We start from the raw sequence: 15,622 nt of genomic DNA on the forward strand, positions 1-15,622 counted from the left end.
TCGTCCAGATCAACGCCGTCCTCGCCAGGGGCACCCCATGGGTCGAAAATGCCGCGTGAATATTAGTTGCTTCCCCTGCGCACGCTACGCGTGCTCCGGCCGGGGATGACACCGGTGGAGCACTGACCTGCCGGCGCGACTCCCGAGTCCGCTTCGCGGCTCGGGATGACAGCAATCCATCGACTTGTGCATTTCGAGAGCGCCCTGCGCCGCCGCGTGAAACCCGCACCGGGATCGGCGCGCCTTCGACTTCGCGCGCGCGGAAGGCGGTGCTAGAGGATCGACGACCCGCGCGCGGTCGCTCTCGGAGCCGGCCGCGCCATCGCGAAACCTTCAGGAGACGTGTCATGGATCTCGGATTGTCGGGCAAGCGCGCCCTCGTCCTCTCCTCGAGCCGCGGGCTCGGCCTCGCGAGCGCCAAGGCGCTCGCCGCCGAGGGCGCGGAAGTGTTCATGACCGCGCGCAGCGGCGACAAGCTCGACGCCGCCGTCGCCGAGATCGTCGCGGCGGGCGGCCGCGCCCACGCGTTCGCCGCCAATCTGACGAAGGACGCCGACCGGATCTTCGCCGAGGCGGAGCGCACGATGGGCGGCGTCGACATCCTGATCGCCAATACCGGCGGCCCGCCGGCGCGGATGGCGGCGGAGGTGCCGGACGAGGACTGGATGCCCCAGTTCGAGGCGATGGTGCTGCCCGTCTTCCGCCTCGCGCGCCTTTGCCTGCCGGGCATGCGCGCGCGCGGATTCGGGCGGATCGTCACCATCGCCTCCTCCGGCGTGATCCAGCCGATCCCGAACCTCGCGATGTCGAACGCCCTGCGGGCGTCGATCCTCGGCTATTCGAAGACGCTGGCCGCCGAGGTCGCGAAGGACGGCATCACCGTCAATCTCGTGCTGCCCGGCCGCATCCGCACCGACCGCACGGCCGAACTCGACGCCGCCAACGCGAAGCGTCTCGGCAAGAGCGCGGAGGAGATCGAGGCCGCCGCCGTCTCGGCGATCCCGGCCGGACGCTACGGAAAGGTCGAGGAATTCGGCGACGTCGTCGCCTTCCTCGCTTCCGAGCGGGCGAGCTACATCACCGGCTCGAAGATCGCCGTCGACGGCGGCGCGGTGCGCAGCGTCTGACGACATATGCGTGTGGCTCGGGTCGCGGCGCCGCCGAAGCGTGCCGCGGCCATGAGCCATGCACCATCTGCATGGCCCCCTCGACGAAAGGCGGGCAGGAAACCCTTGCTTTTTGTGCGGCGCAATGTAGATTGTGCAGTGCGGCAGGACGTGGCGTCGTCCTCCCGTATGCCCTCCTTGGGCGTTTCCTCCCTAGACTTGGGCCGCCCCTCGGGGCGGCCCTTTTTTTGTCGCAAGCGACCGGAATCCGCCTCGGCCTCGATGCAAATCGATTCAGGTGGAAGCGGACGCAGCTTCGCAGTAGAATTCCCCCGCCGATCGGAGAATTCGGTGCGCGCGACGGCCTGCCGAGCGCGCGAACGCTGCGGAATGCGCGGAGGCGGCTCGACCATGACCAGCGGGAGCGCCGAGGGGACCGGGAAGACGATCGCGCTGACCGCCTACCGGTCGCGGCGCGCCCGTCTGCGTCGCGAGCGCGCGGAGACCCTGCGCGCCGACGCGGATCTCTTCGCCCGCAGCCTCGAGCGCACCTGCGACCTGCCGGGAGAGCTTCGCCGCCAGCGCGCGGCCGACGCGCTGGCGCGCGAGATCGACCGGCTCGCCGACGCCATCGACGAGCCGACCTGAACGCTCCGTCATTGCGGAGCGGGCGCGGCCTCGTCGTTCGGGGCGTCCAGACGCTCGATCTGCGCGCCCTGGCGCAGGGCGAGGATCAGCTCCTGCTGCGCGCGACGCGCGAGAAAGGCCTCGAGCTGCGGGCTCATCTGCTCGAAGCTCGGCACCGGCCGCTCGCGACGCTCCTCGACGCGGATCACGTGCCAGCCGAACTGCGTCTGCACCGGCTCGGAGACCGTCCCCGGCTCGAGCGCGAAGGCGGCCTCGGCGAAGGGCGCGACCATCCGGTCGCGGGCGAAGAAGCCGAGGTCGCCGCCGCGCGGGCCCGAGCCCGGATCCTGCGAGAGCTCGCCTGCGACCGCCGCGAAATCCTCGCCGGCCTCGATCCGGGCGATCGCCGCCTCGGCCTCCTCGCGGGTCTCGACCAGGATGTGGCGGGCGCGGACCTCGTCCTCCGGCTCGATGCCGGCGACCGTCTCGTCGTAGAGCGCGCGCTTGGCCTCTTCCGTTACCGCCTCGGCGACGCGGCGCTCGAGGAGCGCGTCGAGCAGGAGCTTGCGGCGGGAATATTCGAGCTGGCGGGCGAAGTCCGGATCCTCGGCGACCGCCGCCTCCTCCGCGGCGCGGGCGCCGAGCTCGAGATCGATGAGATAGGCGATCAGCACCTCGCGGCGCTGCTCCTCCGGCATCTGGCCGAGCGGCAGCATCGGATCCTGCGCGGCGATCTCGAGCTCGGCCTGCGTGATCTCGACGCCGTTGACGCGCGCGACCACCTCGTCGGCGGCGGCGTTCTGGGCGCGGACCTCGGTCAGGGCGAGGGTCGCGACGGAGGCGCCGAGCGCCAGCGCGAAGGCGAGGCGCGGGAGCGTGGGGATGCGGATCATACGGTCTTCCTCGGGCTTTCTGGGTCTTGGTCGTTTCGGGCGTGTTCACGTGGCGGGCGCGCGCGGCGCCGAAGGCCTGATCCGGACGTCGCTCGGCCGACGGCCGCCGGGCCGGCTCGCGGCTCGCGGGCGTCGAGCCGCCGTTCCGAAACCCTTCGCCCATCGCGCCCGGGATGGCAAGGCCTTCGCGCCGGGGCGGACGGTCGCGCGCGAGCCCGAGCACCGGCTCGAAACGCTCTCTCGCAGGGTGATCCTTTCGGATGCGCGACGCGATGATTAGGTCTATAAGGCGCGCAACACAGCCCGCATCCGACACGACCATCGACGACAGGAATCCATGTTCGGCGCACTCGCGAAGAAGCTCTTCGGCTCGGCCAACGACCGCCGGCTGAAGTCCTACCGGCCCCGCGTGGAGGCCATCAACGCCCTCGAGAAGGAGCTCGAGGGGCTCTCGGACGACGCGCTGCGCGCGCGAACGGCGGCCTTCAAGGCCGAGGTCGCGGCGGGCAAGAGCCTCGACGACGTGCTCGTGCCCGCCTTCGCGACCGTGCGCGAGGCGGCCAAGCGCGTGCTCGGCCAGCGGCACTTCGACGTGCAGCTGATCGGCGGCATGGTGCTGCACGAAGGCGGCATCTCCGAGATGCGCACCGGCGAGGGCAAGACGCTGGTCGCGACGCTGCCGGTCTACCTCAACGCGCTCGCCGACAAGGGCGTCCACGTCGTCACCGTGAACGACTACCTCGCCCGCCGCGATTCCGAGTGGATGGGGCAGATCTACCGCTTCCTCGGCCTCTCGGTCGGCGTGATCGTGCACGGGCTCGACGACGTGCAGCGTCGCGAAGCCTATTATTGCGACATCACCTACGGCACGAACAACGAATACGGCTTCGACTATCTGCGCGACAACATGAAGTACGACTTCGGGCAGATGGTCCAACGCGGTCACAATTTCGCGATCGTCGACGAGGTGGACTCGATCCTGGTCGACGAGGCGCGCACGCCGCTGATCATCTCCGGCCCGCTCGACGATCGCTCCGACCTCTACCAGGCCGTCGACCTGCTGATCCCCAAGCTCACGGACGAGCATTACGAAAAGGACGAGAAGCAGCGCGCCGTCTCCCTCACCGAGGCCGGCACGGAGCGGATGGAGGAACTTCTCGGCGAGGCGGGGCTGATCAAGCAGGGCGACCTCTACGACGCCGCCAACGCCACGCTCGTCCACCACATGAACCAGGCGCTGCGCGCCCACAAGCTGTTCACGCGGGACAAGGACTATATCGTCCGCAACGGCGAGGTGGTGATCATCGACGAGTTCACCGGGCGCATGATGCCCGGGCGGCGCTATTCGGAGGGTCTCCACCAGGCGCTCGAGGCCAAGGAGAAGGTCAAGATCCAGCCCGAGAACCAGACGCTCGCCTCGATCACCTTCCAGAACTATTTCCGCCTCTACAAGAAGCTCGCCGGCATGACCGGTACCGCCGCGACAGAAGCGGACGAGTTCCAGGAGATCTATAAGCTCGAAGTGGTCGAGATCCCGACCAATCGGCCGATCTCCCGCCTCGACGAGGACGACGAGGTCTATCGCACCGTCGACGAGAAGTACCGCGCCATCGTGCGCGAGATCGAGGAGGCCGCCGCCAAGGGCCAGCCGACGCTCGTCGGCACCACCTCGATCGAGAAGTCCGAGCTGATCGGCAGCATCCTGCGCAAGGAAGGTTTCGCGCAGATCGACTTCGCCGATCCGAAGGGTCTCGAGGTCCTCTATCGCAACGCCCGCGAGGGCAAGCCGAACAAGACCTACGCCATCCTCAACGCGCGCTTCCACGAGCAGGAGGCCTTCATCGTCGCGCAGGCCGGCGTGCCGGGCGCGGTCACGATCGCCACCAACATGGCCGGCCGCGGCACCGACATCCAGCTCGGCGGCAATGCCGACATGCGCATCAAGGTCGAGCTCGACGGGATCGAGGACGGCGAGGAGCGCGCCCGCCGCGAGGCGGAGATCCGCGAGGAGACCGCGCGCTTCAAGGAGCGCGCGCTCGGCGCGGGCGGCCTCTACGTGATGGGCACCGAGCGCCACGAGAGCCGGCGCATCGACAACCAGCTGCGCGGCCGCTCGGGCCGCCAGGGCGATCCGGGCCGTTCGAAGTTCTTCCTGTCGCTCCAGGACGACCTGATGCGCATCTTCGGCTCCGACCGCATGGACGGCATGCTGACGAAGCTCGGTCTGCAGGAGGACGAGGCGATCGTCCATCCCTGGATCAACAAGGCGATCGAGAAGGCGCAGTCCAAGGTCGAGGCGCGCAATTTCGACCTGCGCAAGAACATCCTCAAATACGACAACGTCATGAACGACCAGCGCAAGGTCGTCTTCGAGCAGCGCATCGAGTTCATGAGCGAGGCCTCGGTGCGCGAGACCATCGACGAGATGCGCGAATCCGTCGTCGAGGATCTCGTCTCCCGCCACATCCCCGAGAAGGCCTATCCCGAGCAATGGGACGTGGTCGGTCTCGACGAGGCGGTCAAGCGCGTCCTCAATCTCGATCTGCCCGTGATCGACTGGGCGAAGGAGGAGGGCATCGCCGACGAGGAGATGCGCGAGCGCCTCCTCAAGGCCGCCGAGGAGGCCTACGCGGCGCGGGTGGAGAAGAACACGCCCGACGTGATGACCTATGTCGAGAAGCAGGTCCTCCTCCAGAGCCTCGACCAGCTCTGGCGCGAGCACATCGTCACGTTGGAGCACCTGCGTCAGGTGATCGGCTGGCGCGGCATGGCCCAGCGCGATCCGCTCAACGAGTACAAGTCGGAGGCCTTCCAGCTCTTCGAGGCGCTGATCGCGCGCCTGCGCGAGGTGGTGACGACGCAGCTGATGCGCATCGAGGTCGTCTTCCAGCGCCCGCCCGAGCCCGAGCTGCCGCCGATGGAGGCGCGCCACCTCGACCCGGCGACCGGCGAGAACGAGTTCGACCGCGGCGGCTCGTCGGGCGGCGCCGGCCCCGTCGGCGCGGCGGGCTTCGCGATCGGCGCGGTGGCGCCCGAGAACCGCGACCCGAACGACCAATCCACCTGGGGCAAGGTCGGCCGCAACGAGCCCTGCCCCTGCGGCTCGGGCAAGAAGTTCAAGCACTGCCACGGCGTGCTGGCTTGAACGATAGCCGGTGAAGGAAGACGCGTCCCGGGCCGCGCGGCGGCCCGGGGCTCGTCCGCCGCTGCCATTGCGGAGTCGAAAGTTCGCGCGGGCAGAGGACGCTCCCTCTCCTTCCCCTGAAAGCGTGAAAATTCGGCTCCACCGGTGTCATCCCCGACGGTGTCATCCCGGACGCCGAAGGCGATCCGGGACCCATACCCACGACGCATCAGTCGCAGCCTGTAGGCTGCGTTTCTCCACATTCGGCTGCGGTGAGGTGGAGGAGCGAGCGCGGCATGCGCGCTCGGACCTGTCGTCGAGGTTATGGGTCCCGGGTCCGCTTCGCGGCCCGGGATGACGACCTCCGAGAGATACACGAGCTCTCAGGGGAAGGAGAGCGGCGCGCCCTCATTTGCGGCGGATCAGCGTTCCTGCGCCGTGATCCGTGAAGAGCTCGAGCAGGACCGCGTGCGGCACCTTGCCGTCGAGGATGACGACCGCCTCGACGCCCTGCTCGATCGCGTAGATGCAGGTCTCGACCTTGGGGATCATGCCGCCCGTGATCGTCCCGTCCGCGATGAGCCGCCGGCAATCCTCGACCGAGAGTTCGGGGATGAGCCGCTTGTCCTTGTCGAGCACGCCCGGCACGTCGGTGAGGAGGAGCAGGCGCTTGGCGTGCATCGCGCCCGCGATCGCGCCGGCGAAGGTGTCGGCGTTGACGTTGTAGGTCTGGTCGTCGTCGCCGACCGCGACGGGGGCGAGAACCGGGATCAGCTCCGCGCGCAGCACCGCGTCGAGCACCGAGCGGTCGACATGGGCCGGCTCGCCGACGAAGCCGAGATCGACCACCTTCTCGATATGCGAATCCGGATCGACCATGGTGCGCGTGATCTTGCGCGCGCGCACCATGTTGCCGTCCTTGCCGCATAGGCCGATCGCCTTGCCGCCCTCGGCCGCGATCCAGCCGACGATCTGCTTGTTGATGGAGCCCGCGAGCACCATCTCGACGATCTCGACCGTGGCCTTGTCGGTCACGCGCAGGCCGGCCTGGAACTCGGATTCGATGCCGAGGCGGGCGAGCATCGCCCCGATCTGCGGCCCGCCGCCATGGACGACGATCGGCTTGAGGCCGGATTGCTCGAGGAGCACGACGTCCTCGGCGAAATCCTCCGCCGCCGCCTGGTCGCCCATGGCGTGGCCGCCATACTTGATGACGACGACCTCCTCGTCGTAGCGCTGCATGTGCGGCAGGGCCTGGACGAGGATCTCGGCGCGCTCTTGAGCGCTCGGCGTGGACTGGGCGCTGGGGGTGCGATCGGTCATGGTCGTCTCGTCGCGTTGCTCGTCGCTCGGGCCTGTAAGCTCGCGCGCTTCTAGAGCATCGCCACGACGAGGGGAAGACGCTTGGCGCCCTCTCTCCGTCCCTTCAGGGCCTGTGAATCGGTCGGAGGCTGTCATCCCGGGCCGCGAAGCGGACCCGGGACCCATAATCACGACGACATTCCGAGCGCGCATGCCGCGCTCGCTGCACCACACTGCAGCATCGATCGTCGGAGAAACGCAGCCTACAGGCTGCGACTGGCACGTCGTGGATATGGGTCCCGGATCGCCTTCGGCGTCCGGGATGACACCGTAACGATGGGTTTTCGAACCCTCAGGGGAAGGAGAGAGGCGGCGTTGCGCGGTCGCGCGCGTGCCGCAGCGGTGGCGGGCGCTCGGGGAGAGAAGCGCTTCCCCCCGAGCCGCGCCCTCAGCGCGCCTCGGCGAGGCCCGCCAGGCGCAGGTAGCCGCGCTTCATGCGGCCGAGATCGTGGGCGACGCCGAGCATCGCGGGCACGACGAACAGGATGATCAGCGAGGCGATCATCAGGCCGAAGGAGAGCGTGATCGCGATCGGGATCAGGAACTGCGCCTGAAGGCTCCGTTCGGCGATCAGCGGCGCCATGCCGCCGGACGTCGTCAGCGTCGTGAGCAGAACCGCGCGGAAGCGGTCGACCGAGGAGGCCACGGCCGCCGATGCCGGCGCCTCGCCGAGCGCGATCCGCTCGTTGTAGCGGTCGACGAGGACGATCGAGCCGTTGACGAGGATGCCCGAGAGGCCGAGGAGCCCGATCATCGACAGGAAGGCGAATTGGAAGCCGAGCAGCCAATGGCCGAGCACCGCGCCGATGAAGCCGAAGGGGATGACGAGCATCACCAGGATCGGCTGCGACCAGTTCTGGAAGACGAGCGCCAGGATCACGTAGATGAGCGCGAGCGCCACGATCGCCCCGAAACCGAGATCGGCGAAGGCGCGCCCTTGCGTCTCGGCGCGCCCGCGCACGTCGGTCTCGATGCCGTAGGTGGCGCGCAGCTGCGGCAGGATGCGCTCGACGACGTCCGCGCGCACCTCGCCCTCGGGGGTGACGTCCGCATTGACGTTGGCGGTGACCGTGATCGCGACGCGACCGTCGCGGCGCTGGACCAGCGCGAAGGCGGCGCGCTCCTCGATCTCGACGACGTCGCCGAGGCGCACCTGCGCGCCCGACGGCGTGCGCAGCATCATGTCGACGAGCCCGGCCATGCTCTGGTCGGCCCCGGCCGAGCGCGCGCGGATCGTCACCTCCTCGTCGCCCGCGGCGAAGCGCATGACGACCGCGCCCTGATAGGTGGCGCGCACCTGATCGACGATCTGCGCGGTGGTGAGCCCCAGAGCGCGTCCGCGCGGCGTGGGGGAGAGGACGAGGTCCGACTTGCCGAAGGGCGTGTCGTCGCCGATGCCGTAGACGCCGGGATAATCGCGCAGCCGCACCTTCAGATCCTCGGCTGCGGCCTTGAGCGTCTGGAGATCGGCGCCCGAGAGGCGCACGTCGATGTCCGAGCCCGGCGGACCCATGCGGCGACCCGCGATCGTGATCTCCTGAAGACCCGGAATCGCCGGTATCGCGGCCTCGAAGGCGCGGACGATCTCCGGCGTGCGGATGTCGCGCTCCTCGCCCGCGGAGAGCTCGATCTCGAGCGTCGCCATGTTGTCGCCGCGCGTCGTGCCGGCGATGCCGAGCTTCGAATAGGCGTAGCGCACGACGCTCGTGCCGTGCTCGGCCGCGATCCGCGCATCGGCATCGGCGATCGCCGCCTCGATGCGGGTGAGCGCGTCGATCATCGAACGCTCGGACATGCCCGGCGCGAAGGCGATCTCGGCGGAGACGAATTCGGGCTCCGGCGAGGGGAAGAAGGTGAATTGCACCCGCCCACCCGCGATCAGGCCGACCGAGAGGATCAGGGCGGCGACCGCGAGCGCGATCGTGGCGTAGCGGAAATCGTAGGCGAGCTGCGTGAGGCGGCGCATCGGGCCGTTGCGGAAGCCGTCGATGCCGCGCTCCATCCCGGCGCGGATGCGCGCGAGGAGCGAGGGCCGCCGCCCGGCCTTGCGCGCGCGGGCCCGCTCCTGCGCCTCGAGCGCGTGGCGCAGATGGGTCGGCAGGACGAGGAAGCTCTCGACGAGGGCGGCGGCGAGCGCCACCACCACGACGAGCGGGATCGCCATGATGATCTGGCCGACCACGCCCGAGATCATGAAGACCGGGAGGAAGGCGGCCTGCGTCGTCGTCGTCGCGGCGATGACGGGCACGAGCATCCGCATCGCCGCCCCGTGCGCGGCTTGCGTCGGCGAGGCGCCGGCCTCCGAGAGCGTCACCGCGTGCTCGCCCACGATGATCGCGTCGTCGACGAGGATGCCGAGGACGAGGATGAGACCGAGAAGCGAGATCGCGTTGATCGTCTGCCCCGTCGCCCACATCAGGACGAAGGTCGCCATCAGCGAGATCGGGATCCCGGCCGCGACCCAGAAGGCGACGCGCGCGTTCAGGAACAGGAGCAGCACGATCACGATGATCAGCATGCCCGTCGCCGCGTTGAGCGACAGCGTCTCGATGCGCTGGGCGACGACGCTCGCGCGCACGTCGAAGAGCTGCGCCTCGATGGTCGGCGGCAGCCGGGCCTGGAGCGAGGAGATGTAGTCGAGCGCCACCTGCATGGAGCGCAGCGTGTCGGCGGATTCGGCGCGCTGGATGTCGAGGAGGATCGCCGGGCGTCCCTCGCGCAGCATGCGCACGCCGCCCTCGCGCAGGGCCTCGCGGATCGTCGCGACGTCGCGCACGAAGACCCGCTCGCCGTCCGGCGACGAGACGACCTCGATCGCGCCGAGGCCGGAGGGGCGGTCGGTGCGCTCGAGCGTGCGCAGCGTGCTCTCGAGACCGCCCTGAAGCGTGCCGAGCGGCTCGTTGCGATTGGCGGCCTGGATGCGCTGGGCGACGTCCTGGACGGTGATCCCGAGCCGCTGCATCTCGCGCGGGTCGATCTCGATCCACACCTCGCGCGCCCGCGAGCCGGTGAAGGTGACGCGGTCGATGCCCGCATCGAGGAGCCCGTCTCGGGCCTCGCGGGCGATCGCCTTGAGCGCGTGCTCGGACACGTCGCCCGAGAGCGCGAGGAGCGCGACCGTCTCGTAGAACTCGACGCGGGTGACGACCGGGCGCTCGGCGTCGATCGGCAGCGTCGCGAGCGTGGTGACCGCCTGCTCGACGTTCGAGAGGGCCCGGTCCATGTCGGTGCCGTCGGCGAACTCGATCACGATGCGGGCCGAGCCCTCGACCGCGTAGGAGGAGACGTTGTCGACGCCGTCGAGGAAGCGCACCTCGGGCTCGATCACGTCGAGCACGGCCGTCGAGATGTCGTCGGGGCTCGCGCCCTGCCAGGCGACCGTGACGAAGATCGTCGGGATGTTGACGGTGGGGAAGAATTGCGTGTTCAGCCGCACCAGCGTCATCATGCCGAGGAGCAGCACCGTCAGCGCGAGCAGGTTCGCGGCGATCCTGTGGCGCATGAAGGCGTTGATGATGCCGATGACGAACCCGCCCTCGCGGGGGATCTCGTCGCGGTTCGGGCGGGAGGGCGTCGTCTCGCTCACGGCCGGATCTCCACGAGCTGGCCGGCCGCCGGGGCGGAGAGGCGGGAGGCGAGGATCGGCGTGCCGGGCGGCAGATCGGCGGGATCGCGGGCGCGCACCAGCGCGCCGCCCTCGACGAAGGTGAGGATCTCGACCTCGACGCGCCGCAGCCGGCTGTCTCCGTCGATCGCGAACACGCCGCCATCGTAGAGCGCGTCCACCGGCAGCGCGATCGCCTCCTCGAAGACCCGATCGGCGAAGCGCGCCTCGACGAAGGCGCCGGGTCGCAGGATGTCGGCGACGTTCTCGTCCGCGAATGCGGCGACGACCTGGAAGGAGGCGTCCCGCGCCTCCGCCGCCACCCGCACGATGGTGGCCTCGCGCGCGATCTCGACGCCCCCGGCGGCCCACACGACCGTGACGGGGCGGCCGACGAGGTCGCCCTGCGCGGCGATGCGGGCATATTGCGCGTCCGAGAGCGAGAAGCGCGCCTCGAGCCGCTGCGTGGCGACGAGGGTCGCGATGCGGTCGTTGACGTTCACGAGCTTGCCGATCTCCGCGCCGACATTCGACACGATGGCGTCGAAGGGCGCGCGCAGCACGGTCTCGGACAGGGTCCGCTCGGCCTGGGAGACGGCGAAGGCGAGGCGCTCGAGCGCCGCGCTCTGCTGCGCGCCTTGCGCCTCGAAGATCGCGAGCTGATTGCGCCGCGTCTCGAGCGCCGCTTGCGCCTGGGAGACGCGCAGCTGCACGTCGTCGAGCGCGCGCAGGGTCGCCGCGCCGGTGTCGCGCAGCTGGGTGAGCCGGGAGAGCTCGCGCTCGGAGATCACGAGCTGCTCTTCGGCCCGGGCGATGGCGTCGAGCTCCTGGCGGGTGCGCGCCTCGATCTCGGCGATGCGCGCGCGGGCCTCGGCGAGATCGGCGCGGGCGCGCACGAGCGCGCCCTCCGACGCGAAGGGGTCGACCCGCAGGATCTCCTCGCCCGCCGCGATCCGCCCGCCCTCGACGAGCGCGTCGGAGACGGCGATCACCTCGCCGCCGACGAGCGCGCGGATGTCGACGGAGCGCCCGGCGACGATGCGGCCGAAGACGGAGAGGTCGGGCTGGATCGCCGAGGGCTCGGCGGCGACCGCGAGCACGGGACGCGCCCGCTCGCTCTGCCGCTCGACCGGCACCACCGGCCGCGTCGCCCGCAGATACGAGAAGCCCGCCACCGCCCCCACCAGGAAGGCGATCGGCAGGACGACCATCAGGAAGAAGCGGGACGCGCGCCAGATCCGCGCGCCGAGCCCGCGCGCGGGCGGCTTTCCGGTGGGCTCGGCCTCGCCGAGATAGGGGGCATCGGTGCCGACGCGGGCGTCCATGGGCGAGTTCGTCCTGATCGAAGCGGCGAGGTGCGCGCCCCCCTTCGTGTCATAGCCCGGTTTCGCACGTGCGAACAGCGCGTGAAGAAACGTAAAGCCGCAGCGATCGGGACGCGATCGTCCCTCCCTGCAGGGGAGGGTGGCCCTTCGAGCGCAGCGAGAAGGGTCGGGTGGGGCCCGACGCGAGGAGAGCGTTCTCCACCCGGGCCCCACCCGACCTCGGTCGCTCGCGCTCCCGAGGCCACCCTCCCCTCCGGGAGGGATGTCGAAGGCCTTACGTATTCTCGCGTGGCTTCGGATCAATGCCGAGCGCGGCGCGGGCCTGCTCCAGGAGCGCGGCGTCGAGCGGGCGCGGCGCGAGGTCGACGCCGTCGGAGAGCCGCGCGACGATGGTCGCGAGCGCATCGAGCCGCCCGGCCTTCTTCTGCTCGGAGGAAAGCACCGTCCAGGGCGCGCGGGCGGTCGATGTGCGCTGCACCATCTCCTCGATCGCCGCCTCGTATTGCGACCATTTCTCGCGGTTGCGAAAATCCTCGTAGGAGAGCTTCCAGCGCTTGATCGAGTTCTCCAGCCGCTCCACGAAGCGCTTCTTCTGCTCCTTCTGCGAGATGTGGAGGAACAGCTTGACCATGCGCACCCCGTCATCGAGGAGCATGCGCTCGAAGGCGAGGATCTCGTCGTAGGCGCGCCGCCATTCGCGCTCGCGCGCGAAGCCCTCGACGCGCTCGACGAGGACCCGCCCGTACCAGGAGCGGTCGAAGACCACGATCTCGCCGGCCGCCGGCAGGCGGCTCCAGAAGCGGTGCAGGTAATGGTGGCGCTGTTCGGCGGGGCTCGGCGCGCCGATCGGCCAGACCCTGAAGCCGCGCGGATCCATCGTCGTCGCCATGCGGCGGATGGTCCCGCCCTTGCCGGCGGCGTCCCAGCCTTCGAACACGATCACCGCCCGATCGTTGGTGTGGAGATAGGCCTGCTGGATGCGCTTGAGCTCGATCTGCAGCGCGGCCTCCTCGGTCTGGTAGACGTCGCCGTCCACGCTGCGGCGCAGATCCACCGACGCGAGCGAGAAATCCGTGTGGACGAGGCTGTCCTGCGCTCCTGCCATGCTATCCTCCCGATCGGGAGACATGGAAACGCGGTTCCCGGTCGCGCGCAAGCGCGGCGGGCTAGACGACGAGAGGACCGATGCCGCAGGCCGACGAGATGCGCGACGCGCGCCCCGAATACGCGCCCCCCAGATACGCGCCCCCGAAGCCCGTGAAGTGGGACTATACCCGCGCGGAGATCATCGCCGACGGCATCGTCCACGCGCTCGGCGTGAAGCTCGCGATCGTGGGCGTGGCGGCGCTCACGATCGCGGCCGCGAGCCGGGCCGGGCCGCTCGAGCTCGGCTCCCTCGCGATCTACGGTTTCGGGCTCCTGTCCGTGCTGACGATCTCGGCGCTCTACAATCTCTGGCCGGTCTCGCCGACGAAATGGGTGCTGCGCCGCTTCGACCATTCGGCGATCTACGTGCTGATCGCGGGCACCTACACGCCCTTTCTCGCGCAGCTCGAAGCCGCGCAGGCGGCGCCGCTCCTCGTCATCCTGTGGGGGACGGCGCTCGTCGGCGTCACGCTGAAGCTCGCCTTCCCCGGCCGCTTCGACCGCGTCGCGATCCCGCTCTACCTCGCCATGGGTTGGAGCGGGGTGCTCGGCGGCGAGCCCCTGTTCGACGCGCTCTCGCCGACCGCGCTCTGGCTCATCGTGATCGGCGGCCTCATCTATTGCGCTGGCATCGTCTTCCACCTGTGGGAGAGCCTGCGCTACCAGAACGCGATCTGGCACGTCTTCGTGCTGGCGGGCAGCGTGTGCCTCTATTTCGCGGTGTTCGACGCGGTGGTCTGGGCGAAGGGGTGAGGCGGCGCGCGGGCGCGGATTATCCGCGCGCCGAAGCTCACCCGCGCGCTTCCGCCAGGATCATCTCGCAGGCCTTCTCGGCGATCATCAGGGTGGGCGAATTGGTGTTGCCCGACGTGATCAGCGGCATGGCCGAGGCGTCGACGACGCGCAGCCCCGCGACTCCGCGCACGCGCAGGCGCGCGTCGAGCACCGCGGTCGGATCGTCGTCGGTGCCCATCTTCGCCGTCCCGACCGGGTGGAAGATCGTCGTGCCGATGTCGCCGGCGGCGCGGGCGAGGTCCGCGTCGCTCGTGTAATCCGGGCCCGGCCGGTATTCGATCGGCTCGAATCGCGCGAGCGGCTTCTGCGCGACGATGGTGCGCGTGAGGCGGATCGCCTCGGCCGCGACGAGCCGGTCCTCCTCGGTCGAGAGGTAGTTCGGCTCGATCGCCGGCATCTCGAACGGGTCGGGGCTCTGGGCGTGAATCGAGCCGCGGCTCGTCGGGCGCAGGTTGCAGACGCTCGCGGTGAAGGCGGGGAAGGGGTGCAGGCCGCCGCCGAACTTGTCGAGCGAGAGCGGTTGGAAATGGTATTGCAGGTTGGGCGTCTCGTAGCGCGGATGCGAGCGCGCGAAGGCGCCCGCCTGGCTCGGCGCCATGGTCAGCGGGCCCGACCGGAAGAGCGCGTATTCGAGCGCCATGCCCACCCGGTTCCACAGCCGCGCGTAGTCTTCGTTGAGGGTCCGGACGCCCGCCACGCGGTAGATCGGCCGCAGCTGCAGATGGTCCTGCAGGTTCTCGCCGACGCCCGGCGCGTGATGCGCGACCGGGATGCCGAGCCGCTGCAGGCGCGCGCCGTCGCCGATGCCGGAGAGCTCGAGGAGATGCGGCGAGCCGACCGCGCCCGCGCACAGGATCACCTCGCCGGATGCGCGCGCGAGATGCCGCTCGCCGCCCCGCGAGAAGACGATTCCCGTCGCCCGCCCGTTCTCGATCGCGATGCGCTCGACATGCACCTTCGTCTCGAGCCGGAGATTGGCCCGCCCGAGCACCGGCTTCAGGAAGCCCCGCGCGGAAGACCAGCGCCGTCCGTTCTTCTGGTTGACCTGGAAATAGGCGCAGCCCGAATTGTCGCCGCGGTTGAAATCCTCGACGCGCGGAATGCCGATCTCCGCGCAGGATTCGAGCGCCGCGTCGAGGATGTCCCAGCGCACGCGAGGATGATCGACCCGCCACTCGCCGCCCGCCTTGTGGTGCTCGTCGTCGGGGGCGGCGTGGTCCTGGTGGAGGAGGAAGTAGGGCTTCACGTCCTCCCAGCCCCAGCCGTCGAGGCCGAGCTGCCGCCAGCCGTCGTAATCGCGCGCCTGGCCGCGCATGTAGATCATCGCGTTGATGGCGGACGAGCCGCCGATCACCTTGCCGCGCGGATAGGCGAGCGCCCGCCCGTTGAGGCCCGGCACCGGTTTCGTCTGGAACATCCAGTCCGCGCGCGGATTGCCGATCGCGAAGAGGTAGCCGACGGGGATGTGGAACCAGATCCAATCGTCCTTGCCGCCCGCCTCCAGCACGAGGACCCGCGTTCCCGCGCTGCGCGAGAGGCGGTTCGCCACGAGGCAGCCGGCCGAGCCCGCGCCGACGACGATGTAGTCGAACGTTCCGAAATCCGTCACGGCACCGGCCATCTCGATCCCTCCCCCGTGC

The 15,622-nt window shown here is 69.8% G+C and carries 10 protein-coding genes; 4 read left to right on the forward strand and 6 right to left on the reverse strand.

Annotation, left to right across the window (positions count from 1 at the left end; all coding sequences use genetic code 11):
- The first annotated feature begins 347 nt into the window (after positions 1-347).
- A complete protein-coding gene (locus tag ACK4UM_RS13010; protein WP_409799637.1) occupies positions 348-1,127 on the forward strand; it encodes an SDR family oxidoreductase in 780 nt (259 codons plus the stop codon).
- 390 nt (positions 1,128-1,517) lie between these two features.
- Positions 1,518-1,754, forward strand: coding sequence for a hypothetical protein (locus ACK4UM_RS13015; protein ID WP_409799638.1), 237 nt, complete (start codon positions 1,518-1,520; stop codon positions 1,752-1,754).
- A gap of 8 nt (positions 1,755-1,762) precedes the next feature.
- Here the strand turns inward: ACK4UM_RS13015 and ACK4UM_RS13020 are convergent, their stop codons facing one another.
- Complete coding sequence (locus ACK4UM_RS13020; RefSeq protein ID WP_409799641.1) at positions 1,763-2,626, reverse strand: peptidylprolyl isomerase; 864 nt, start codon at positions 2,624-2,626, stop codon at positions 1,763-1,765.
- A 337-nt stretch (positions 2,627-2,963) separates the two neighbouring features.
- Here ACK4UM_RS13020 and secA point away from each other — a divergent pair, with 337 nt between their 5' ends.
- Entirely contained in the window at positions 2,964-5,771 is a 2,808-nt protein-coding gene (gene secA / locus ACK4UM_RS13025; protein ID WP_409799644.1) for a preprotein translocase subunit SecA, read from the forward strand.
- Between the two features lie 387 nt (positions 5,772-6,158).
- Here secA and argB read toward each other — a convergent pair whose 3' ends face one another.
- The 4 genes from argB to ACK4UM_RS13045 all read right to left on the reverse strand — a co-directional run bounded on the left by argB (position 6,159) and on the right by ACK4UM_RS13045 (position 13,146).
- Positions 6,159-7,073 (reverse strand): acetylglutamate kinase, encoded by a 915-nt coding sequence (argB, locus tag ACK4UM_RS13030; protein ID WP_409799647.1) that lies wholly within the window; start codon positions 7,071-7,073, stop codon positions 6,159-6,161.
- A 427-nt stretch (positions 7,074-7,500) separates the two neighbouring features.
- Positions 7,501-10,698: an efflux RND transporter permease subunit gene (locus tag ACK4UM_RS13035; RefSeq protein WP_409799650.1), complete on the reverse strand. Its 3,198-nt coding sequence runs from the start codon at positions 10,696-10,698 to the stop codon at positions 7,501-7,503.
- Positions 10,695-12,041, reverse strand: a complete 1,347-nt coding sequence (locus ACK4UM_RS13040) for an efflux RND transporter periplasmic adaptor subunit (protein ID WP_409799653.1) — start codon at positions 12,039-12,041, stop codon at positions 10,695-10,697. The genes ACK4UM_RS13035 and ACK4UM_RS13040 overlap by 4 nt, the downstream gene beginning before the upstream one ends.
- A 274-nt stretch (positions 12,042-12,315) precedes the next feature.
- Positions 12,316-13,146 (reverse strand): polyphosphate kinase 2 family protein, encoded by an 831-nt coding sequence (locus tag ACK4UM_RS13045; RefSeq protein WP_409799656.1) that lies wholly within the window; start codon positions 13,144-13,146, stop codon positions 12,316-12,318.
- A 98-nt stretch (positions 13,147-13,244) separates the two neighbouring features.
- Between ACK4UM_RS13045 and trhA the strand changes: the two genes are divergently transcribed.
- Positions 13,245-13,940, forward strand: coding sequence for a PAQR family membrane homeostasis protein TrhA (trhA, locus tag ACK4UM_RS13050; RefSeq protein ID WP_409799799.1), 696 nt, complete (start codon positions 13,245-13,247; stop codon positions 13,938-13,940).
- 37 nt (positions 13,941-13,977) lie between these two features.
- Here the strand turns inward: trhA and ACK4UM_RS13055 are convergent, their stop codons facing one another.
- Entirely contained in the window at positions 13,978-15,603 is a 1,626-nt protein-coding gene (locus ACK4UM_RS13055) for a GMC family oxidoreductase (RefSeq protein WP_409799660.1), read from the reverse strand.
- Between the last annotated feature and the right edge of the window lie 19 nt (positions 15,604-15,622).

Origin of the sequence: Salinarimonas sp. (assembly GCF_046292825.1) — a bacterium.
Lineage (GTDB): Bacteria > Pseudomonadota > Alphaproteobacteria > Rhizobiales > Beijerinckiaceae > Salinarimonas.